Here is a 22189-nt window from a genome sequence, read left to right as displayed (position 1 = left end):
GGCTGGTACGGCCTCTCTGGCGGACAGCACGGCTGGTCACGTGACCAATGCTGACGGGGCGACCTTCAAGGCGACGGGTGGCACTCTGGCTTCTGCGGACAACAGCGGCAGCATGACGCTGGGTGCAGGCAACCATGTCACGGGTGATGTCACCAACAGCAGGGGTGACCTGACCCTTGACGGGAACCAGATTGCCGGGACGACGGCCAACCATGGTCAGCTGACGGCACAGAACGCCACGCTGGCCGATGTTGCCAACCAGGCTGGTACGGCCTCTCTGGCGGACAGCACGGCTGGTCACGTGACCAACGCTGACGGGGCGACCTTCAAGGCGACGGGTGGCACTCTGGCCTCTGCGGACAACAGCGGCAGCATGACGCTGGGTGCAGGCAACCATGTCACGGGTGATGTCACCAACAGCAAGGGTGACCTGACCCTTGACGGGAACCAGATTGCCGGGGCGCTGGCGGCCAATGGCGGATCTTTCAGCGTCACGGATCATGGTTCTGATGCCGGCTCCCTTGCCGGGTCTGGAAATGGTGTTCTCAATGGCACCCTGACTCTGACCAATGCCAAGGATACCTATGCCGGGTCCCTGTCCGGCAATGGCGGGCTGACACTTTCCGGTGGTCATGAGACGTTGACAGACCAGTCCCATCTTGGGGGGCCTGTCTCCGTGGCTGGTGGTACGCTGGCTCTGGCCGGGGCGAAGGCTCAGCTGACGACAGACAGTAGTGTGAAGATTGGTGCAGGCAAGGCGGGTGACGTCAGCCTCTCTGATGGTGCAGCTCTCCACAGCCATGGTCCGGTCGTGTTTGCCAAAGCGGAGACAGCTCCGGCTGATGGCACCGACGCCAGACTCGATGTGCTGAGTGGCAGCAGGCTGAGTGCTGGTGATGTTGACGGCAAGCCCGGCCTGGTGGCCGAAGAGGGTGCCAAGGCCCAGCTGACGCTGGATGGCGGTACGCTCCAGAACATCAAGGGTTCTGATCTGACCAGCAACGTGAATACGGCCATCGGCTCCAAGGGGGCAGTGTTCGACGTGCAGGATGAGAACCGGATGACACTGGGCAATAATGTCGTCCTGACGGATGATGGCAGTGCCGGTGATCATGCCCTGACCAAGACGGGCACCGGGGTGCTCACGTTTGCTGGTGATGGTTCCGGCTTCAGTGGTCCGACGGACATCCAGTCCGGAGACATGATTGTTGATGGCAACATGGGCCATTCTGCCATGACCGTGCAGCATGGTGCCGTTCTGGCCGGTAATGGCTCCGTGGGCAGCACGGTCGTGTCCAGCGGTGGTATGCTGGGAGCTGGCAACGAGACAGATGCGGGTGCCCTGCATGTCATGGGTGATCTGACCATGGCCAAGGGCTCGGTCCTGTCCATCCGCGGGAGCAATGAGGCGACCGGGCGTCAGCTGGTCGCACCGGACGGCTTCTCCTACAGCGAGCTGAAGTCTGACCAGGTTCTGGTCTCAGGCAAGGCGGACCTCCAGGGGGGTACGCTGGCTCTGAAGGTGAAGGACCCGACGGCCCTGAAATATGGTCAGGCCTACCATGTGCTGACGGCCAATGGTGGCGTGAATGGTCATTATGATGACCTGGAGACCAATATCGGTCAGGATTACGCCTATCTTGATCCTCGTCTTGTCTATCAGGGCAATGATGTGGATGTGATGCTGCGTCGTTCCATCCATGGTTTCGAGTATGTGGGCCAGACCCGCAACGAGATCGCTGCCGGGGAAGGGCTGAACCATATCTCCGAAAACAGTGATCTGGCCAAGGCCATGACGGTCCTGACAAAAGACCAGGCCCGTCATGCCCTGAACAACCTGTCTGGTGAGCTTCACGCCTCCATCCGTACAGGGTTGATCCAGGACAGCTTCTATATCCGCAATGCAGCCCTGAACCGTCTGGCTGCGGCCGACTGTGACTATGGTCACAATGGCCAGAGCTTCTATGACCTGAAGACACGCAGGAAGGATGGCGCCTGCTATTCCGATCATGCGGTCCTGTGGGGGCAGGCCTATGGTGGCATGGGCTTCAACAGTGGGGACGGCAATGCTGCCCTCATGCACCATAACACCGCAGGCTTTGTCATCGGGGCGGATGGGCCAATCAACCATAGCAACTGGCGTGTTGGCGGGCTGATCTCTTACGGTCATTCCCAGTTCAACGTTCAGCGTGGTCGTTCCTCCTCGGCCAACAGCAACAATATCAGCATTGGTGCCTATGCCGGGACGCACTGGGGTCGCCTGAATCTCCGCTTCGGGGCCATCTATAGCTGGAACGTCATCAATACCCATCGTCATGTTGCCGTGGGTGATTATGGCGGGCGTCTCAGCAGCAGCTATCTGGGTGGTACGGCCCAGGGCTTCGGGGAGCTGGGTTACAAGTTCCGTGGGGAACGCAGCATGTTCGAGCCGTTCATGAACGTGGCTTATGTGAACATGCAGAGCGACAGCTATCGTGAGCATGGCAACGAGGCTGCCCTGCACAGCCACGGGACGGATACGGGTGTGACCTTCTCGAGCTTCGGCTTCCGCACGGCAACGACTGTAGGCATTGGCAAGGCGGTCTTCATGCCGCACCTGTCCGCTGCATACCGTCATGCCTTTGGTCGGACGGGCTCCCGCCAGCGTGAGACCTTCGCCATGGGTAGTGGTGCCGGTGACATGGATGTGGCCGGTGTGCTGCTTTCCAGAAATGCGGCCGTCGTGCAGGCTGGTGTGACCGCCCGGGTGAGCGAGCGTGTTGACCTGGACCTGTCCTATATCGGGCAGTATGGCAACCAGTCCACCGAGAGTGGTGGGACAGGGTCCGTCAAGGTCCGCTTCTGAGAGGCGGACCGGGGGACATCTCCTGCTGGAAGGAACGGGGTGGGGCGCAGGCTCCACCCCGTTTTTTCATGCCCTTCTGCCAGGGAGAAAGGCCTTCAGGGAAGGCGGAACGGTTCAGAAATCCTGCACGTCTTTCGGGCGGAAGACTGTGATGCCGAGGCTGATGAAACTTCCCGAAAGAACGCAGAGGATGGCGGCAGCAGGCAACCCTCCTGCCAGCAGCGGAGCAAGGGAGGGGACCAGCCGCCCGGCCACACCCTGCCCCAGAGAGCCGACAGCATAGCTGGTGCCCATGCCTGCGCTGCGGCCTGCATCGGGGAAGCGCTGGGAGAGATAATGGGGCACCAGAGCATAGATACCGGAGGCCGCTGCCCCGATGAAGAAGGCGGAGGCCAGCAGGATGGCCCATGGTCCAGCTGTGAGGAAGGGGATGATCAGCAGCATGACAGCTCCGAGCGCCACCCGCATGACGAGCCCTTCCCCGAAGCGGGTTGCCAGTGCCCCGCAGAGGATCTTCCCGGCAAGCGAGCCGAGGCAGTAGAGGGCCACCGGCCAGAAGATGAGCTGGGGGCTGAGATGGTGGTTGTCCCGCAGGATAGCAGGATAGAATGTGTAGAGGGCGGCCTTCTGGAACTCCAGAAAACACATGAAGGCAATGGCCTGGAAGGCGGCGCCGTTCCAGAACTGCCGGGCAGTCTGCCAGAAAGAGGCGGCCGGTTCTGCCGGAGCCTGATCGTGCTGACGCTTTTTCTCTTCCTGCGCAGCGAGCCAGAGAGGGCTTTCCTTCACCCTGAAACGGATGAAGAAGATGAGCAGGGCAGGCAGCAGCCCGATGAAAAACATGACACGCCAGCCATGATGGGGCAGGATGAGGGCCTGTGCTCCGGCCGCTGCCATATAGCCGATTTCGTAACCGGCCATCATGGTGGCGGAGGCCAGAGGCCGCAGCGGGCCGGGAACACTTTCCATCAGCAGGGTGGCGGAGGCCGTCCATTCTCCACCAAAACCGATCCCGAACAGGAATTGTGTGATGACCAGCGTGGTGATGCTGTGGGTTGTCCCCGTGAGGGCGGCAAAGAGGGCGAAGAAGAGGATGCCGAGCGTGAAGGCAGGCTTGCGACCGAAACGGTCGGAGAGCCAGCCCCAACCCGTGTTGCCTACGGCCCGTCCCAGAGCCTGTGCCAGAAAGACACTGCCAAGGGCGGCCAGCGTGCAGCCGAAATCCCGGGCAATGTCGGGCAGGGTGAACATCAGGGTTGTCTGGTCAAAGGCATCGAGAAACCAGCCGCTGAAAGCAGCAAGGGTGACCTGCCAGTAAGGCAGCAGGGCGCTGAATCCGGGCCGGCCACCCGGAGAGGAGGAAGAAGCGGAAACAGGCAAGACAGGCCTCCGGCAAACGATGGTCCCCGCCTGGGGAGATATGGAGCCACCAGCTATAGAGGAGTGGGTAAAAAAACTGTAGCCAGATAGTCCTGTTTAATGGGTCCTGTAACCATGTTTTCGTTTATAACAGTGTTTAAACCTTGCTTTCTGGGGGGCGGACCATAAATTGATGACCCTGAGGAGAGCAATGTCTATGAATTATGATACCCTGTTCCAGAATGCGCTGGATGGCCTCCGGGCTGATGGCAGCTACCGTTATTTTGCGGAGCTGGAACGTCACGTCGGCAGGTTTCCCAAAGCCTTCCACCATGGCGTCGGGCGTGATGTAACGGTCTGGTGCTCCAACGACTATCTGGGTATGGGGCAGCACCCCGCAGTGCTGGAGGCCATCCATAAATCTCTGGATGAAAGTGGTGCAGGTGCAGGCGGGACACGGAACATTTCCGGCACCAACCATCATCATGTCCTGCTGGAAAAGGAGCTGGCCTCCCTGCATGGCAAGGAAAGTGCCCTGCTTTTCAATTCCGGTTATCTCTCCAACTGGGTGACGCTGGGCACGTTGGCCGCACGGCTGAAAGGCTGTGTCGTGCTGTCTGATGAACTCAATCATGCCTCCATGATTGAAGGCATCCGCCATTCCCGTGCGGAGAAACGCATCTTCAGGCACAATGATCTTGAAGACCTTGAGGCCAGGCTGAAAGAGCTGCCTCTGGATACGCCGAAGATCATCGCCTTCGAGTCCGTCTATTCCATGAATGGCGACATTGCTCCGATTGAAGAAATCTGCGATCTGGCCGACCGTTACAACGCCATGACCTATCTGGATGAGGTCCATGCCGTGGGCATGTATGGCCCGCAGGGTGGCGGCGTAGCGCAGGAGCGTGGTCTGGAACACCGGCTGACCGTCATCGAGGGGACGTTGGGCAAGGCCTATGGCGTGGTGGGGGGCTATATCGCAGCCTCTGCTGCCCTGTGTGATTTCGTGCGCTCTTTTGGCTCAGGCTTCATTTTCTCCACCTCCCTGCCGCCGATGATTGCGGCGGGTGTGCTGGCCAGTGTCCGGCATCTGCGCCACAGCGATGCCGAGCGCAAGGGGCAGCGGGAGGCCGTGGCCCTGTTGCGGAAGAAGCTGGACGAGGTGAAAATCCCCTACATGCCTGGTCAGTCGCACATCACGCCCGTCATGGTGGGAGATGCCACCCTCTGCCGTGAGCTGACGGACAGCCTGCTGAAGCGCTTCGGCCATTATCTCCAGCCTATCAACTATCCGACCGTCCCCCGAGGGACGGAGCGCCTGCGCCTGACCCCGGGGCCGCTCCATACGGAAGAGGAGCTGACCTCTCTGGTCAGTGCGCTGGACACGCTCTGGACAGAACTGAAACTGCCCCGTTCGGAGGCTTAAAAGCCTCCGACAATCTGAAAGTCGCAGAAGGTCCCACGACGGTTTGCCAGTTCCGTCGTGTGGATGCGGCGTAGGCGGATGCCAGCATCAAAAGTGACGTTGATGTGCTGGTTCAGACTGCCGGTAAGGTCGGCGCCCACGCTGGCGAGGGTGGCCGCCCGGGCGCCCGTGCCCACATGGTGGACCTGCCGGTTGTCCGCCCAGTCCCAGAAGATGCCAAGCTTGTTGCTGTCCGGCTGTCCCGGTGTGGGCAGGTGAGCCAGCTGGAGCAGGGAGAGAGCGGGAGTGAAGACTTCCTCGCTGACGGCATTGCCGTTGCTGCCGAAGGATGTATTGGCAAAATAGCCACGGGCATTGCCCATGCCGCCGATCATGAGCTGTTCACTATAGAGCAGGTTCTTGCTGGCCCGCTGGAATGTTACCTTCGTTGTGGAAGAAAAGCCGTAGGGCAGGTTCTGTGTCCGGGTGAGCATCAGCCGGTCATAGACATAATTGGGGCTGGAGAGAGGGAAGATGCTCTCATAGGCTCGCCGCGTATCATTTTTCATCAGGCCGCCGGGACCGTAGAAAAACTGGTTGTTGATCTGCGTCTGCCCCCACGGGTCCTGTATGGACCCTGTATAGCCCACGACAAACTGGGCCGTGGCGGCTTTGGAGAGCGTGATGGTGTGGGCATGGTAGAACTGGTCGGAATGGGTGTTTTTCCAGTCAAAACCGAGCTGGATCATGCCGTCCAGCCCGGCATCCCGGCCAAGGGCAATATGGTCGAACATGTGCAGCCAGCGCAGTGAAACCTGCCCGCTGAGACCCCGGTTGATGAGGCCCGGCGTGTTGCTGGTCGGGTGGGAGAGGGCATAGTTCCCGAAAATCTGCAAGGCATTATGGCCGAGGAGCGGGATGGTCCAGCTGCCCGTGTGGTTGTCGAACCGGTTCATGAAGGTGCGGTTGAACTGGTAGGTCAGTATCTGTCCCAGCCCGAAAGCATTGCCCCATGAGGCCCCCGTGTACCAGTTGAGCCGGCCCAGTGAGCGGTCCGCCTGATTGTTCATGGCGGCATAGCCATAGACGGGAAAGCGGTCTGTCACGTTGATGTCCACATCCGTGCTGCCGGGGTGGCTGCCGGGGCGGTAGATGAGGTCCGCCGTGCGGAAGGGGTTGAGGTTCAGCCAGTCCAGGTCTGTCTGGAGGGCCGTCAGGGCCATGGTCTGGTTGGGAGTGAGGTTGCTGGCCTGCCGGACCTGCCAGGCAGGCGTCCAGCGGTTGCCATGCACGGTGATGCGATCAAGCCGGTATTCCGAGACATCAATATGCAGCACGCCCCCGTGTACACGCTGGGGAGGTACGGTGATGCTGATGAAGGCCCGGTCATGCTGGCGGAAGAAGATGGCGATGGCTCCCGTCAGCTCATGCATTTTCTGGAATGTCAGAGGATGGCCGATATAGGGGAGGATTACCCGATAGAGACCGGGTGCGTGGCTCAGCTTCAGCCCTTCGGAAGAAATGGGCTGCTGGGCTGTTCTGCTGCCTGTATGGCCTGCCGGCTGCAGGATGACGGCCTGGAGGCGGGGCAGGGCGAGAGTGTCTTCCAGATGCGGGGTCGGGTTGGGGCCCGCAGTCCCCGGCTGGAGAGGGATGATGGGGTGGGATGATGGTGTACGGCTGGTATCCGGTTCGGTCCCTCTGGTATCGGCAGAGGGACTGCCGATCGTATGATGATTGAAAAACCCCAAGGGGGTGGGCAGGGCTGTAGCCGGAATCCCGGCGGGGGTGCTGGCCGGAGGAATGGTCTGGGCCATGGCTGTTCCCGGTAGAAACAGGGCCGCCAGAGCCATGGCGGACCCGCAGGACGGGAAAGAGAGGACGGGCAGGGCGAAAAGACGGAACGGGCTGACGGTCACGGGGCAGCAGCACCGGGGAGAGCACTGTTGCGCAGCTCCACATCTCCATCAGGCAGGGTCTCCGCCTTGTTGACGGGAATTTCGCTGGAGCGGTTTCCTGCAAGGGTAAAGGCATTCCCGTCGGCACTGGCCAGGCTGGCGGCGGCATCCAGCGTCAGGGCGCTGTCGCTGGAGCCGGTGCGGGCGCAGGGTTCCGGGAGAATGTAAAGCCCGGTCGGGCCGAAGGAGGCATTCAGGGTGGCACGGCGTGCCCTGGGCGCCTTGGGGTCTGTCGTGGTCAGGTCGGGCTGGGCGCTGACTCCGATGGTTACCGTCTCGAACCCTTTGCCGTGTCTCAGCGTGCCGAAGCGGTACGGCGTGTGTGGCCCTGCAGTTTTCATGGAGGTTGGCAGATGGGCCGTGCCCGGTGTCTGGCACCCGCCGGGAGAGACAAGCAGCCCGTTGGGCGCTGTGACCGTGCCATCCGCTGCAATATGGTAAAGTTCCCCGGTAAGGCTGGTCTGGTTCTTTATGGGGGAATGGGTGTTGCCCACGACACTGTCGAGCATCGTGTTGGCGGTGGTTGCGCTCCGGGCGCCCGGGGAATAACCGGCCACCGGTGTGCTCTGGCCCAATGCTGACCGGGGAGCAGAGACATACAGTACACCGCCAGCCAGCAGGGCAGGCAGGATTCTGGTCAGAATGGCTGTGGTGCAGGCACCCATGACAGATGACCCCCCCTTGGTGGACAGACAATGCAGCCGTTCACGGACAGGGGATGTATAAAGTATCTTTCATGAGTGGCAAAGTATTTCGGGGAAGTGGGAACAGTCCCGGCCTGTCCCGACCATATCGGGACAGGCCGGGAGGGGCCTCATCTCTGTGCCACACTTTCAGGCAGGGAAATGGTTGGCTGGGCTATCCCGGCCTCATCAACATAGGGCCCTTCCGCCAGGAGCTGGATGCTCAGCATGTCCCGCTCATGAATGGTGGGAAACTCTTCCAGAGAGAGGAGGGCGTTGCCGTTTGTCCAGCGGCAGGGGCTGTTCTCCACCACATCCCAGCCGGAAGCGTGAGGATCCGACATATGGGATGTCAGGCTGTGGGTCTGCTTTTCCTGGTACAGCTCCACGGCACCGACGAGGACACCGAGGAAACGGCGGTCATCCACATAGGGGCCGATGGTGTCGCAGGGGCGGCTTGTGCGGGAGCGAAGGTAAAGGGCTGTCACGCCTTCCGGCAGAAGGAAGATGGCCCGGTCCTGTATCCGGCGGACAGGGTAGAGAACGTCCCCGGCATTGGTGACCAGATGGAAGTCTGAATCCTGCACCAGGGAGACAGGTGGTACCTGCCGGGTAAAACCGAGGGCGCGGGCCCGCTCGTCCAGCGCCTCATGCAGTGGCTGGATGGAGGCGGTATCCACGGTCAGCGGAGCGCAGGCATCCTTTTCCCAGCTCTTGGAGGGCGGGAAGGCCACGACATTTCCTTCCTGGAGGAAAGTCATCTCATGGAAATTGCGGCGGCTGCTGCCGCTGAGATAACTTTCCGTCATCACGCTGTTGGCACGGACGATGCTGTGCTCTGCCGTCTCAAAGTGATAATAGTCATAAGAGAGACGTTCACGGTCATAGTGGATGGACCGGTGATTGACGAGCATCCGCACCGGGACGAAATGGCCATCAAGATAGAGCGTGTGCTCTGATGTTACATACAGGTCGGCATCAGGGCAGCCATCTCCCAGTGCATTTTTTCTGATGCAGACGGCATAGCCTGCCCGGTCATCCGGCAGATGGGGCTGGACATCGATACGGCCCCGCCCTGCCCATGTTATCGGCTCCAGCTTCTGGTTGCCGTCAGGGCCGGTCAGGACGAGATCACCAACAGCGAGAGTTTCGACAGCCCGAGGTCCAGCATCCGTCATGATCATGGACCCGGGGAGGAAGCAGGCAATGTCGATGTTGGTGACGCCGGTGTCAAAGGTCCAGTCGACATTGCTGAGTGTTACAGGCGATCCCGGTGTCGCTGGGCTGCCCTGATTCAGGGAATCAAAGCCCGTATTGGGGACAAGCTGTAGATAGAGATAATGCTTCCCGGTTTGGACGGCTGCTGCCAGATTGGACAGGCCAAGATACGTCTGTTGTTCGTCAGGAGGAAGAGGGGCATACTGTTGCCCGTCCCCTATCTGTTTTATGAATTGAACATTCTTTATCGCAAACTCTGCAACGACAGAAGGAGTTGGAGGAATGACATCCATGTAGGTAAACGAACCTACATAAGACAGGTACGTTACAGCAAAAACATTTGTGTTGGGGATATGCATGAGGACAACAGCCTTGTCTCCCGACTGGCTTATGTTCACGCCCTGGACCATGGCCAGCTGATATATCGGCTGGGCAGAAGTGAGTTGGTTTGTTGCAGTGAGCCGGGTGTTGAAAACGTTCCCGGTTGCTGGGTTCGGGAGGGTCTCCGGACCAAACCAGAAGCCGGGGAGACCAGTAGTATTGCCGCCCCCTGTATCAGGAGACAGGTTGGAGTACTTCTGTGGTTTTTCCCATGTGATTGACATGACTGTTCTCCAGTGGGGTGCAGACCGTCGATGATTCTGTACGAAATAGGGAGATGATGATGAGGCTCTGTGGTATTTTTGTGGTGTAATTTCAGCGATGATATCTGAATTCCTTGAATGGTATTAGAAAAAGAAAAGATTTTCCTGTTAATGAATTGTACTATTTTTCACTAATATAGTATTAATCAATTTATTATTGAATTTTTATTAATTTCTGTTCCTCCCTTGAATGTGAGTAACAGACCTGTGTGCCCTCTCCTCTTTTGCAGGAGGGGCAGGGTGGATATGATGGGAGCCGAAATGACACAGTCTGCACGATATGGGCCAGCCATGGCTGGGGTCAGAAACAAGGATGGGCAGGAATGCAAGATGCTGGCCGAGCAGGCTACCGATTGTCTTCTGGACTATCTGTACGGGGAGCCGAAGGCCCTGGTCGAGGATAGTGCGGTGTTCCTGCTGGAGATACGGAAGATATGGCAGCAGCATGGTGTGGATGAAAGTGCCATCTGGCAGGAACTGAGTGAGCGGATTGACCTTTCATCCGATTTGCTGAAACGTGGCATCCGGGCCCGCAAGGGGGGCCGTTACCGCTCCACGAAGCTGCCCTGACAGGCTGGTGGCAGGTAGCGGGATTGATGGTGGAAGAGCGACGGGAGCCGCAATGACAGGCCTGCACGGAACATTTCTGGAGCATCTTGGCGCGATGGACTGGGCCATGCTGGTTCTTGTTGGCCTGTCGGCCCTCTGGGGGCTGGTGAGAGGGCTTTCGCACGAGAGCGGAGCCCTGCTGGTCTGGATAGGCAGTTTCTGGCTGGTAGGCCGCTGGGGGGGCGTGGCCTTGTCCCATCTGGCTCCGCTTGTTTCCCCTACCTTTCAGGGGACGGCTGTTTTCACCTGGGGCGGGCGGCTGGGGCTGTTCGTTCTGGTCATGATTGTTCTGAATCTGGTGACCAGCCAGCTGGCCCGTGGCATGAGAGGGCTGCTCTCCGGCCCGTTGGACGCACTGCTTGGGGCTGGTTTCGGGCTGGTGCGGGGTTATGTCGTGCTGGTGCTGCTCTTCTGTGCGGGCAGCTATCTGGCGCAGGACTGGCTGGAAGCCGCCATGCAGGGGAGCGTCCTTGCACCCTTCGTGGTGCGTGGCGTGGCTTTTTTGCAGGGATATATACCGCTTTCATGGTCGGAACATCTTGCCTTTCTGCCATCGAATAGCCATTGAAGGGGGGTCGCAGGCATCACCCTGACGGACAGGCTGCCCTGAAGAAGGGCAATGGCCGGTTTTTTCAAGGGGTTGGCTGCCTGTGCCGCTGTGCCACTTAGATATGAGCGGGATTCGCCCGTCAGGTTTGCTCCATCGATATGTCTTTTCCTGAATCGTCCAGTCGTCCCTATGAGGAATGTGGTGTTTTTGGTGTCTGGGGTGTGCCGAATGCGGCAGCGCTGACAGCTCTCGGCCTGCATGCCCTCCAGCATCGTGGTCAGGAGGCGGCCGGTATCGTCAGTTTTGATGGCGACACGTTCCACCAGCACAAGGCGCTGGGCCTTGTCGGAGATGTGTTTGGCAATCAGGACGTGATAGCAGGCCTGCCGGGGGAGGCGGCCATAGGGCACAACCGTTATGGCACAACGGGTGGCAGCCATGTGCGCAATGTCCAGCCCATCTATGCCGATTACGCCTTTGGTGGTCTGGCCGTGGCCCATAATGGCAATCTGACCAATGCCGCCACCCTGCGCAAGGCGCTGGTAAAGCGTGGCTGTATTTTCCATTCCACGATGGATACGGAGGTCATCGTCCATCTTGTCGCCATTTCGCTCTATGACACGGTGATCGAGCGGTTGATGGATGCGGCAAAGAAGATCAAGGGGGCTTATTCCCTCATTACCCTGACACCGGATGACGGGATGCTGGGGATGAGGGACCCGCTGGGCGTGCGACCGCTGGTTCTGGGCCGCATGCCCGGGCATGAGGACAAACAGGGCGGCTGGGTGCTGGCCAGTGAGACCTGTGCGCTGGACATCATCGGTGCTGACTATGTGCGTGACATCGAGCCGGGTGAAATTGTCGTCATCAATGCGGATGGGGTGAAATCTCTCTGGCCGTTTGGGGATGTTGGCCGCCGGTTCTGCATTTTTGAATACATCTATTTTGCCCGGCCGGATTCCGTGCTGGAGGGACAGTCCGTCTATGAAGTGCGGACCCGCATCGGTGGCGAATTGGCCCGGGAGAGTGGGGTCGACGCTGATGTGGTCGTGCCTGTGCCGGATTCTGGCGTGCCTTCTGCCATCGGGTATGCTCATGAGAGTGGCCTGCCTTATGAGATGGGCATCGTGCGCAACCATTATGTGGGCCGGACGTTCATCCAGCCGACCGACCAGGTCCGTAATCTTGGCGTGAAGATGAAACACTCGGCCAATAAGGCCGTGCTGGAAGGACGCCGGGTCATTCTGGTGGACGATTCCATCGTGCGCGGCACAACATCCCGCAAGATTGTGGACATGGTCCGGGCGGCGGGAGCGAAGGAAGTGCACATGCGCATCACTTCTCCACCGACCAAACATCCCTGCTTCTACGGGATTGATACGCCCTCCGAGAAGCATCTTCTGGCCGCCCGTCATTCGCTGGAAGAGATGTGCAAGGCCATCAATGCGGACAGTCTGGCGTTCATCAGTTTCGATGGCCTCTACCGTGCCCTTGGTCATCAGGGGCGCCCGGTGGAGAACCATACAAACTGCGATGCCTGCTTCTCCGGGGATTACCCCATCACACTGGTGGACAAGGATGGCAATCTGATCCAGCAGTAAGTGGGTCAAGCCCACGCTGCATAAAAAAGGGCCTGGCGGCTGGTTCTGCCAGGCCTTTTTTGTGTGTGGATGCTGCCTCTCAGTTTTTGGGTGGTTTGATGTTCGGCTGGAGCATCAGTTTCGGGTCGGCCACACGGTCATACTCCTCACCTGTCATGAAGCCGAGAGCCAGCGCACTCTGGCGGGGGCTGAGACCGTTCTCCATGGCATGGTGAGCGACCTGCGAGGCTCTGTCATACCCAATGCTGGGGGACAGGGCCGTGACCAGCACAAGGGAATGGTCCAGCTGCTGGCGGATATGGTCCTCATTGGCGGTCGTGCCCTCGATGAGGAAGCGGCGGAAATTTTCCATGCCGTCATGCAGCAGGGTCAGGCTCTGCATGATGTTCTGGATCATCACGGGCTTGTAGGCGTTCATGTCCAGCATTCCGCCAGCGCCCGCCATGCCCACGACCACGTCATTGCCCATGACCTGAAGGCACAGCATCGTCAGGGCTTCGGCCTGCGTGGGGTTGATCTTGCCGGGCATGATGGAGGAGCCGGGTTCATTCACCGGCAGGTTCAGCTCACCCAGCCCCGCCCGGGGTCCGCAGGCCAGCAGGCGGATGTCGTTGGCGATCTTGAAGAGGCTGCCCGCCAGCGTCCGCAGGGTAGAGGAGAGATGCACCAGAGCATCATGTGCTCCCTGCAGGGCAAATTTGTTGGCCCCGCTGGTGAAGTCCAGCTGGGTGAGGCGGGCAATCTCCTTGCAGGCCCGGGCAGCGAACTGCGGGTCGGTGTTCACGCCCGTACCAAGGGCTGTCCCCCCCAGAGCCAGCGGCAGCAGTCCGTCACGGGCCTGCTCCAGCCGCTGGAGGTTGTCTTCCAGCATCCCGGCATAGCCTTCCCATTCCTGTCCCAGCGTGATGGGCACGGCATCCTGAAGATGTGTCCGCCCTACCTTGACGATGTGCTTCCACTGTGCGGCTTTGTGGGCAATGGCCCCGTGCAGGCGTTCCAGCGCCGGGATCAGGCGGCGATGGGCTGTCAGGGCGCTGGCAATGTACATGGCACTGGGGAAGGTGTCGTTGGTGGATTGTGCCATGTTTACATGGTCATTCGGGTGCAGCGGCTTCTTGCTGCCCAGTTTCTGCCCGGTCATCTGGCTGGCCCGGTTGGCGATGACCTCATTGACATTCATGTTGAACTGCGTGCCGGAGCCAGTCATCCAGACATGGAGAGGGAAGTGCCGGTCATGCATTCCGCTCATGATCTCGTCACAGATGCGGACGATGAGCTCTGCCTTGTCCTTTTCCAGCCGTCCGCTGGCCGCATTGGCTACGGCGCAGGCCCGCTTGAGAATGGCATAGGCCTCGATCATCTCACGGGGGATGAGTTCCTGCCCGATGCTGAAATAGCGGAGTGACCGCTGGGTCTGGGCCCCCCAGAGGGCTGTCTGGGGAACGTCGATCGGGCCGAGGCCATCAGTTTCTGTACGGTTTGCCATGATGAAGAGGTCCTGCCGGAGAATGGTGGAAAAGAGGAGAGGGTCAGGCTGCCCGGTAGGGCTGGTAGCGGGGCCGCCAGCTCAGGGTGGAGAGGGCTTCCTGCAAGGCTTCATCATCAAGGGCAGGGCAGAGCTGTTCTTCCTGGGCCTGCCGGGCTACGGCGTGGGCAACCTTCAGGGCGACATCATGAATGGTCTCAATGGGGGGAAGCAGGTTGCTGCCCCCGGTCTGCATCGGGGAGAGGGCCGCAACAGCCTGTGCTGCGGCCATGATCATCCCCTCGCTGATGTTTTCTGCCTTGCAGGCCAGCGCCCCCAGCCCAAGACCGGGGAAGATGTAGGAATTGTTGGTCTGGTCAATGATGATGCTGCGGTCATCAAGTTCAACCGGGGAGAACGGGCTGCCCGTGCTGACGATGGCCCGTCCGCCTGTCCATGTCAGAATGTCCATCGGAGTGGCCTCGACATGGCTTGTCGGGTTGGAGAGAGGGAAGATGAGGGGATGGGAGCAGTATGACGCCATCTCCCGGATCATGGCTTCCTTGAAGAGGCCCGCCTGACCGGAAACACCAATGAGGATGGTCGGGTGATTCTTGCTGATGACCTCCGCCAGAGTCCGCCCCTGTCCATTCTGGGCTGTTTCATCCTGCCGGGCAAAGAGGGCCTGCCCTTCGCTCAGCCCGTCCATGTCATGGGTCAGCAGGCCTTGGCGGTCCACGATATAGAAACGCTTCAGGGCCTCTTCCTGCGACAGCCCTTCGGCCTTCATGGCGGCAAGGAGAAGCCCGGCAATGCCAATACCCGCCGCACCGCCGCCTGCAAAGGCAATGCACTGCTGCTCCAGTGTTTCGCCTTTGGCCTTCAGGCCGCTGAGGATGGCAGCCGTGGCAATGCCTGCCGTGCCCTGAATGTCATCATTGAAGCTGGGAATACGGTTCCGATAACGCTGGAGAAGTGGTGCGGCATTGCGTCCGGCAAAATCCTCCCAGTGCAGCAGGCAGCCCGGCCAGCGGGCCTGAAGGGCCGTTACGAATTCCTCGATGAAGTCTTCATAGTCCTGCCCTCTCAGGCGGGGGGTGCGGCTGCCGATATAGGTAGGGTCATTGCGGAGGGCGACGTTGTCCGTCCCGACATCCAGCATGATGGGCATCATCAGGGCCGGATTGATCCCGGCGCAGGCCGTGTAGAGGGAAATCTTACCAATGGGGATGCCCATGCCATTGGCTCCCAGATCGCCCAGCCCGAGGATGCGCTCACCATCCGTGACGATGACAAGGCGGATGTCGTCATTGGGGATGGCAGCCAGCCGACCTGCCATGTGTCCACGGTCCGACCCGGAGAGAAAGAGCCCCCGTGGTTTCTGCCAGATTCTGGAGAACTCCTGACAGGCCTGCCCTACACCCGGTGTGTACACGACAGGCATGAGCTCCGTGAGATACTTCTGCAACAGGGCATAGAAGAGGGTCTCGTTCGTGTCCTGTATGGCACGGAGGCGAACATGCCGGTCCAGCATGTCCGTTTCACTCATGATGTTTTCATAGGCCTGTGCGACCTGCTCTTCCAGCGTGTGGATGCCGGGTGGAAGGAGACCATGCAGCCCCAGGGCCGTGCGTTCTTCCCAGGGGAAGGCGGTGCCCTTGTTCAGGAGGGGATCATTCAGCACTGCCATGCCACGCTGGGTGACGGGATGGGAAGATGGCGTAGCGGACATGGGTATGATCCTCCGGAATCATGCAGGCTGGAAAACGGGGCAGATGATAGGCTCATGAAGGGTGAAAAGGAACCCGCCTTCAGTCTTTGTGGAGGTGCAGCCACCGGTCTCCGGCAAAGCGGAACTGGGCAAAGATGAACCCTACGGCCAGTCCTGCCAGCATGAGCAGAATCAACCATGGGGAGAAGGGGGCGAAGAGCTGGGGAAAAAGCAGCCGGGTGAGGCCAAGGACCAGCGCCAGACCGCAGAGAGAGGAGAGCAGGACCTCCCGTTTCACAGGGCCATAATGTTTTTCGGCCCGGCAGTGCGGGCAGACACTGGCCGTGTTCTGTAGCGGCTGATGGCAGCAGGGGCAGGCACTCATGCTGCGTGGGGGCAGGCTTTGCGGGGTGCTGTCCAGACGGGTGGCCGCACTGCGTGTCAGGCGGGGGAGTGGACCGGGTTTCATGGCTGTTGGCCACTCTGGGAAGTGGATGATGGTGTCATGGTGCTGGCCGGTGGGCTGATGGGCGAGGTCCTGAAGGCGGATGCTGGAATCTGGCTGGCAGACTGCGGTCCGAAGAAGGGCTGGCCATTGATGGCATAGAGCAGCAGGGCCAGCAGGGGGATGAGCAGCAGGGTGGCAAGGCCGATGATCTTGTGGGCATTGCCTGCACCGGAGAGGCTCCGGGGCGGGGTGGAGACATGGTTGACGATCTCCCGCTCCGTCTCGATGCGGGCTGCATCATAGGGCTGTTTTTCCAGCAGGCCGGCCTTCCGGTCCCGTTCCAGCGAATCAAGCCGACGTCTGTAGAGGGACAGGGTGGGGTCGTCCGTCTGGCTGGAGACCTTCACCCGCAGGATGAGGCTGAGGCCGATGGGCAGCCCGATGAACAGGCAGATGAGAGCAACGATCAGCAGTGACATGGGTCAGTCCTTTTTCAGCAGGCTGTCCAGAGTGCGGCGTTCTTCCGGTGTGAGGGGTGCCGGTGGCGGAGCGGGACGGTACCAGAAACGGCAGGCCAGAAGCAGGGCCACCATGAGGCCGAGCAGGGGCATGAGCCAGAGCAGCGCCGTGGCTGGCGAGAAGGCGGGGCGAAGCCGGATGAATTCTCCGTATCGCTGGACCATCCAGGCCCTGATCTCTTTCGCCGTATGTCCCAGCTGGAGCTGCTGGCGGACAGCATGGCGCAGGTCCCTGGCCAGAGGGGCAGAACTTTCCTCGATGCTTTCATTCTGGCAGACGAGGCAGCGGAGCTGCTGGCCGATCTGCTGTGCCTTCCGCTCAAGGGCCGGGTCAGACAGCATCTCATCCGGCGTGTCCACGGCCAGACAGGTCGGGCTGACGAGAAGCAGCAGGAGCAGGGTGACGGCCAGCCTCATGGTGCTGCCTCCAGATGCGGAACGACACGGGTCTGGTAGACCGCCTCCGTCAGGCCACCCGTTCCATGCCAGACAATCCGTCCGCCCATCTGCGGGTCAGGCATGATGAGAAAGGCTTCCGGCACGCCGGTCACACCCCATTCAATGGCGGCCTGTCCATCCTGATCCAGACCAAGCCGGGTGAAAGGCTGGCCTGCCCGTTCCAGCCAGCGGGAGGCACTGGCGGGCTGGTCTTTGTAGCAGAGGCCCCAGAGGGCCAGCGGTGCATCACGCTTCTTCCGGGGAGCGGCGAGGGAGGCGGCAAGCTGGCTGATGAACGGGATTTCTTCCACGCAGGGCAGGCACCATGAGGCCCAGACAGACAGCAGGACCGGCTGCGTCATGGTCCTGAAATCTTCCCGGGTCAGCCCGGCCTGTCCGGGCAGGGAGGAGAGGGCGGGGAACTCCGGCACGGGCTGGCCCGTCAGCGGGGTGTTGATGGCTCTGGGATCAAACTGCCCCCGATCCAGTCCATGAAGTATCCTGATGAATCCAAGTCCCAGCCCCGCAGCCCCCAGGGAGGGCAGGGCGGCCAGAAGATGGCGGCGTGTCAGCTGCATGATCCGACCTCCCCTTCCATCGGTTTCGGACGCCGCCGTGAGGGGAGCAGATGCAGCCCCCCGCCAAGGGCCATGATGATGCCGCCCAGCCATATCCATGAGGCCAGAGGATTTTCATGCAGGCGCAGGATGGCACTGTAATGGCTCTGCCCCTGTGGGTCACGCTCTTCCTTCACGCTGCCAAGGGCAGCATAGAGGTCTTCCAGCGGGCGGTGGAGGATGGCGACATGCAGTGTACGCTGCCCCTGCCGGGGGAAGAGGCGGATCTCTGGCGTCAGTTCGGTGAGAACCGGCCCGTGGGCATCGTGATGGCGGATGGTCAGGTGTGCTTCCACGGCCTCATAATTGGGGCCGTGATGGGCGGTCAGGGCGGTCAGTTCCCAGTCCCGCCCGGTCAGCGTGGCATGGGTGCCGGGTCTGGCCTCTATGAGGCGTTCCTGGCTGCCCGCCATGCCGCAGAGACCGAGGATGGTCACCCCCACGCCGACATGGGCCAGGCTGGCGGCCCAGAGACTGCGGGGCAGGCGGTGCAATTGGCGGCTGCCTTCAGGCAGGCCACGCAGACGGAGGATCAGGTCACAGAGGGCGGCGCTGATGACCCACAGGGCCAGCAGGGCCGACAGGGCCGCCAGTGGTGTGGGGAACAGCCAGAAGGCGGGCAGGATGTTTCCGGCCGTGATGAGCAGGGCCGGGGCCAGACGGGGCAGGAGCCTGTCCGCTCTGGCCTGTCGCCATGGCAGGGCCATGCTCACCCCCATGACGGCCAGAAGTGGCAGGGTGAGCGGAATGGTCGTGGCGTCAAAGAAGGGTTTGCCAACGGAGAGGGTGCGGCCAAAGAGCAGCTGCATGAAGGGGGGGTAGAGCGTCCCCGTCAGCACGACGGCGCAGAGCGTGCAGAGCAGGATGTTGTTGAGCAGCAGCGCACTCTCACGGGAGAGGGGCGAGAAACCTGCCTGCGGGGTAGGCAGGGCAGGAGCACGGATGGCGAAGAGCAGCAGGCTGCCGCCGCCATACAGGCCCAGAAGCCCCAGAATGAACAGCCCCCGGGCCGGGTCGTTGGCGAAGGCATGGACGGAATTGAGAATGCCCGACCGGACGAGGAACGTCCCGGAGAGGGAAAAGGCAAAGGTGGCAATTGCCAGCAGCAGGCACCAGACGTGCAGCAGATTGCGTTTCTCCACGACCAGAACGCTGTGCAGCAGGGCCGTGCCCGTCAGCCATGGGATGAGGGCGGCATTTTCCACCGGGTCCCAGAACCAGTATCCCCCCCATCCCAGCACGGAATAGGACCACCATGACCCGAGCGTGATTCCCAGCGTCAGCAGGGCCCAGGCACTGATGACCCACGGGCGCATGTGGCGGGCCCAGAGCGCATTAGCCCTGCCGTCCAGCAGTGCACTGATGGCAAAGGCGAAGGGCACGGCAAAGCCGACATAACCGCTATAGAGCAGCGGGGGATGCACGGCGAGGCCGGGGTCCTGAAGGAGCGGATTCATGCCCATCCCGTCGGCCGGAACGGGCCAGAGCCGCAGGAAGGGGTTGGAGGTCGTCAGGCAGAAGAGCTGGAAGCCAGCTCCCACCAGTCCCAGCAGGGCCAGAAGCCGTGCCCGCAGGCGGAGGGGCAGCCCTTCCGGCCGGGCGGCACTCTGGCCGGGGAGAAGGGCCAGCCCTGCACACCAGAGGCTCAGCAGCGTGACCCAGAGCAGGAGGGAACCCTCATGATTGCCCCAGAGACCGGCGATCTTGTAGGCCCACGGCTTGTTGATGGCCGAGGTTTCGGCAATGAGTTTCAGGGAGAAATCATTGCCCAGAGAGGCGGTGACGAGGCAGGTCCATGCAAAAAGCAGGGCAAGGCACTGGCTGAGGGCCAGAGGGCGGGCCAGGGCCGTCAGGGGGCTGTCCGTCCGGCGGAGACCGGCCAGCGGCAGGACACCCTGCATGAGGGCCAGGGCACAGGCCAGAGCCAGCGCAAAATGCCCGCCCTCGGGGCAGAAGATGGTGGCCAGCATGGTCATGTCACGGTGCGGCCCCTGGCCCGGGAGGCGTGTCCGGGTGGGGCACGGTCATGCTGTTCCAGTCGGCGGCATTGGGAGGAGGGCCGAAACGGGGGTCCCACCGGCCACTTTTCTGGAGAGCATCGGCAACCTCTTTGGGCATGTAGGTTTCATCATGCTTGGCGAGAACCTCGCTGGCGGTGAAGCCGTGGCCATCATACCGGCCCAGAGCCACCACGCTCTGCCCTTCCCGGAACAGGTCCGGCAGGATGCCCCTATACTGCACGGTGACGGCAGCCTGCCCGTCCGTCACGTCAAAGCGGGCCTCTGGCGTGTCGTCGGAGGCCCTGCCAGTATGGAGGGACCCGGCCACGACCATGCCGCCCAGCCGGATGGTCCGGGTTGGTGCCGGCGGATGGGCCAGCACCTGTGAAGGGGCCATGAAGAAAACGATGGTGCTGGAAAGCGCATTGAGGACCAGCCCGACCGCCCCACCTAGGCAGAGCAGGCAGGCCAGGATGATCCAGAAACGTCCGGCCTTGCGGCGGGTGAGGGGAAATGACGCAGACATACCGTTCCCGTTTAAAGGCACGAGGGCGGGCTGTTAATCCCTTTCCTGTCCGGCAGGCAGATTTGCCGTTTTCTGCTGGAGACGCTGCATGAGGGCAAGCCGCCGTTGGGCCCGGCGAAGGCGGAGCAGGCTGCTGCTGACCGTCACGGCCAGGATGACGATGACCAGCCCGTAGCTGGCCAGCACGAACCCCCAGTGCGGGGGCCAGAAGGCGGGTGCGGTCATGGTGAGATGTCCCGCAGGGCCAATGCTTGGGTGCGGCGCTCCAGCAGGGCGGCCCGGCAGCGTATGAGGAGCAGGGCCGTTCCCGTCAGTGTAAAGCCTGCCGTGCAGACGAGCAGGGGCCAGAACATGCTCATGGCCATGGTGGGGGCACCGGTCAGGGTGATGCTGTCGGGCTGGTGCAGGGTGTTCCACCACTGCACGCTGAACTTGATGATGGGCAGGTCCACCACACCGGCCAGAGCCAGCAGGGCAGCGGCCCTCTGGCCCCGCACGGGGTCGTCAAAGGCCCGGATGGTCAGGATGTGTCCGAGATAGAGGAAGAACAGCACAAGCATGGAGGTCAGTCGGGCATCCCAGACCCACCATGTCCCCCAGCCCGGCTTGCCCCAGAGCGACCCGGTGATCAGGCACAGGGCGGCGGCCGTGGCTCCCAGCGGTCCGGCTTCGAGGGCGACGATACCGGCCAGCGGATGCCGCCAGACGAGGGACAGAAGCCCGCAGGCAGCCAGCAGCACGTAACCGGCAGAAGCCAGCCACGCCATGGGGACATGCAGATACATGATGCGCACCGTCTCGCCCTGCTGCCAGTCTGCCGGGGCGAAGCCGAGGCCCCAGATCAGACCGGCAGCCAGTACCGCCAGCCCGACAAGCAGGCAGGGCAGGGCCATGGGGCGGGTGACATGCAGGAATCGGGCCGGGCTGCCTGTCCATCGTCCGGATGGTGCGGGGTAGGTGGAAAAAGACATGGGGCAAGTATGGCGGCTTCACGGAAAGAAGAGAAATGAAAAATGGTGTCATCATGGCGGCAGACGTTCCGGGAAGCTCCCGCTTTGAAAAAGCCTCAAAGTCAGGCATTGTAGAGTGGCTGGCCACACACGATATGGCCGTGGACAGATGGAGCGGAAAAACCGGGAGTGCCGCCCCGGAAAACAGGGAGATTGTGACGCATGGCCTTCTGGCTGATCAAATCGGAACCGGCCTCTTTCTCATGGGATGAGCAGGTGAAGAATGATGTCGAACCGTGGACCGGCGTACGGAACTACCAGGCACGCAACAATCTTGCCGCCATGAAGTGCGGGGACAGGGCCTTGTTCTACCATTCCGTGACGGAAAAGCGCATCGTCGGTGTGGTCGAGGTCGTGCGGGAAGCCTTTCCAGACCCGACGGCGGATGATCCCCGCTGGGTCTGCGTGGACGTGAAGGCCGATGGAGCCTTTCGCTCCCCCATCACGCTTGCGGAGATCAAGGCTGACCCGGCTCTGGAAAGCATGGCATTGCTCAAGCAGTCCCGCCTTTCTGTTGCCCCGGTGACAGAGGAAGAATTCGCCTATCTGACCCGCAAGGGCCAGTGGGAAAAAGCGCAGTAACG

At 61.3% G+C, this 22189-nt stretch carries 20 protein-coding genes; 6 read left to right on the top strand and 14 right to left on the bottom strand.

Features of this window, described 5'->3' with window-relative positions:
* Positions 1-2845, top strand: a 2845-nt coding sequence (locus tag ASO19_RS09040) for an autotransporter outer membrane beta-barrel domain-containing protein (protein WP_146046905.1), incomplete at its 5' end; no start/stop codon positions are given.
* 114 nt (positions 2846-2959) lie between these two features.
* On the opposite strand, the gene ASO19_RS02885 is transcribed toward ASO19_RS09040, so the two are convergent.
* A complete protein-coding gene (locus ASO19_RS02885) occupies positions 2960-4225 on the bottom strand; it encodes an MFS transporter (protein WP_086431179.1) in 1266 nt (421 codons plus the stop codon).
* Positions 4226-4421: 196 nt separating this feature from the next.
* Here ASO19_RS02885 and hemA point away from each other — a divergent pair, with 196 nt between their 5' ends.
* Complete coding sequence (gene hemA / locus ASO19_RS02880) at positions 4422-5630, top strand: 5-aminolevulinate synthase (protein WP_043560936.1); 1209 nt, start codon at positions 4422-4424, stop codon at positions 5628-5630.
* Here the strand turns inward: hemA and ASO19_RS02875 are convergent.
* The 3 genes from ASO19_RS02875 to ASO19_RS02865 form a co-directional block, all read right to left on the bottom strand.
* Positions 5627-7528 carry a ShlB/FhaC/HecB family hemolysin secretion/activation protein gene (locus tag ASO19_RS02875; RefSeq protein WP_103765353.1) on the bottom strand — a complete coding sequence of 634 codons (1902 nt, stop codon included), beginning with the start codon at positions 7526-7528 and terminating at the stop codon, positions 5627-5629. The genes hemA and ASO19_RS02875 overlap by 4 nt on opposite strands.
* The gene (locus tag ASO19_RS02870) at positions 7525-8232 is read right to left on the bottom strand and encodes a hypothetical protein (protein ID WP_103765352.1); all 708 of its coding nucleotides are present in this window, start codon (positions 8230-8232) and stop codon (positions 7525-7527) included. Before ASO19_RS02870 ends, ASO19_RS02875 begins: the two co-directional genes overlap by 4 nt.
* Before the next feature lie 149 nt (positions 8233-8381).
* Positions 8382-9866, bottom strand: coding sequence for a Hint domain-containing protein (locus ASO19_RS02865; RefSeq protein ID WP_219811879.1), 1485 nt, complete (start codon positions 9864-9866; stop codon positions 8382-8384).
* Between the two features lie 492 nt (positions 9867-10358).
* Here ASO19_RS02865 and ASO19_RS02860 point away from each other — a divergent pair, with 492 nt between their 5' ends.
* From ASO19_RS02860 to purF, 3 genes are all read left to right on the top strand, one after another.
* Positions 10359-10682, top strand: a complete 324-nt coding sequence (locus ASO19_RS02860; RefSeq protein ID WP_052349163.1) for a hypothetical protein — start codon at positions 10359-10361, stop codon at positions 10680-10682.
* A gap of 52 nt (positions 10683-10734) precedes the next feature.
* On the top strand, positions 10735-11289 hold the full coding sequence (locus ASO19_RS02855; RefSeq protein WP_081562928.1) for a CvpA family protein: 555 nt from the start codon (positions 10735-10737) through the stop codon (positions 11287-11289).
* A gap of 140 nt (positions 11290-11429) precedes the next feature.
* Entirely contained in the window at positions 11430-12872 is a 1443-nt protein-coding gene (purF, locus tag ASO19_RS02850; protein ID WP_086431176.1) for an amidophosphoribosyltransferase, read from the top strand.
* A gap of 79 nt (positions 12873-12951) precedes the next feature.
* On the opposite strand, the gene ASO19_RS02845 is transcribed toward purF, so the two are convergent.
* The 10 genes from ASO19_RS02845 to ccmC all read right to left on the bottom strand — a co-directional run bounded on the left by ASO19_RS02845 (position 12952) and on the right by ccmC (position 21566).
* Positions 12952-14358 carry a class II fumarate hydratase gene (locus tag ASO19_RS02845; RefSeq protein ID WP_103765350.1) on the bottom strand — a complete coding sequence of 469 codons (1407 nt, stop codon included), beginning with the start codon at positions 14356-14358 and terminating at the stop codon, positions 12952-12954.
* A gap of 43 nt (positions 14359-14401) precedes the next feature.
* A complete protein-coding gene (locus ASO19_RS02840) occupies positions 14402-16069 on the bottom strand; it encodes an NAD-dependent malic enzyme (RefSeq protein ID WP_103765349.1) in 1668 nt (555 codons plus the stop codon).
* 79 nt (positions 16070-16148) lie between these two features.
* On the bottom strand, positions 16149-16517 hold the full coding sequence (locus ASO19_RS02835; protein ID WP_052349162.1) for a hypothetical protein: 369 nt from the start codon (positions 16515-16517) through the stop codon (positions 16149-16151).
* Positions 16514-16975, bottom strand: a complete 462-nt coding sequence (ccmI, locus tag ASO19_RS02830) for a c-type cytochrome biogenesis protein CcmI (RefSeq protein ID WP_103765348.1) — start codon at positions 16973-16975, stop codon at positions 16514-16516. Before ccmI ends, ASO19_RS02835 begins: the two co-directional genes overlap by 4 nt.
* A 3-nt stretch (positions 16976-16978) precedes the next feature.
* Entirely contained in the window at positions 16979-17431 is a 453-nt protein-coding gene (locus ASO19_RS02825; protein ID WP_103765347.1) for a cytochrome c-type biogenesis protein, read from the bottom strand.
* Complete coding sequence (locus ASO19_RS02820) at positions 17428-18030, bottom strand: redoxin domain-containing protein (RefSeq protein ID WP_103765346.1); 603 nt, start codon at positions 18028-18030, stop codon at positions 17428-17430. Before ASO19_RS02820 ends, ASO19_RS02825 begins: the two co-directional genes overlap by 4 nt.
* Positions 18021-20045 carry a heme lyase CcmF/NrfE family subunit gene (locus ASO19_RS02815; RefSeq protein ID WP_258036042.1) on the bottom strand — a complete coding sequence of 675 codons (2025 nt, stop codon included), beginning with the start codon at positions 20043-20045 and terminating at the stop codon, positions 18021-18023. The genes ASO19_RS02820 and ASO19_RS02815 overlap by 10 nt, the downstream gene beginning before the upstream one ends.
* A gap of 1 nt (position 20046) precedes the next feature.
* Positions 20047-20595 carry a cytochrome c maturation protein CcmE gene (ccmE, locus tag ASO19_RS02810; protein ID WP_052349160.1) on the bottom strand — a complete coding sequence of 183 codons (549 nt, stop codon included), beginning with the start codon at positions 20593-20595 and terminating at the stop codon, positions 20047-20049.
* Positions 20596-20628: 33 nt separating this feature from the next.
* Positions 20629-20820 (bottom strand): heme exporter protein CcmD, encoded by a 192-nt coding sequence (gene ccmD, locus ASO19_RS02805; protein ID WP_103765345.1) that lies wholly within the window; start codon positions 20818-20820, stop codon positions 20629-20631.
* Positions 20817-21566: a heme ABC transporter permease CcmC gene (ccmC, locus tag ASO19_RS02800; RefSeq protein WP_086431171.1), complete on the bottom strand. Its 750-nt coding sequence runs from the start codon at positions 21564-21566 to the stop codon at positions 20817-20819. Before ccmC ends, ccmD begins: the two co-directional genes overlap by 4 nt.
* A 201-nt stretch (positions 21567-21767) precedes the next feature.
* Between ccmC and ASO19_RS02790 the strand changes: the two genes are divergently transcribed.
* Positions 21768-22187, top strand: coding sequence for an EVE domain-containing protein (locus ASO19_RS02790; protein ID WP_081562934.1), 420 nt, complete (start codon positions 21768-21770; stop codon positions 22185-22187).
* Positions 22188-22189 lie beyond the last annotated feature (2 nt).

Source organism: Parasaccharibacter apium, from assembly GCF_002917995.1.
In the GTDB taxonomy this organism is placed as follows: domain Bacteria; phylum Pseudomonadota; class Alphaproteobacteria; order Acetobacterales; family Acetobacteraceae; genus Bombella; species Bombella apis.
Note: the sequence above shows the minus strand (reverse complement) of the source record. Positions and strands in the feature narration are given on the sequence as shown.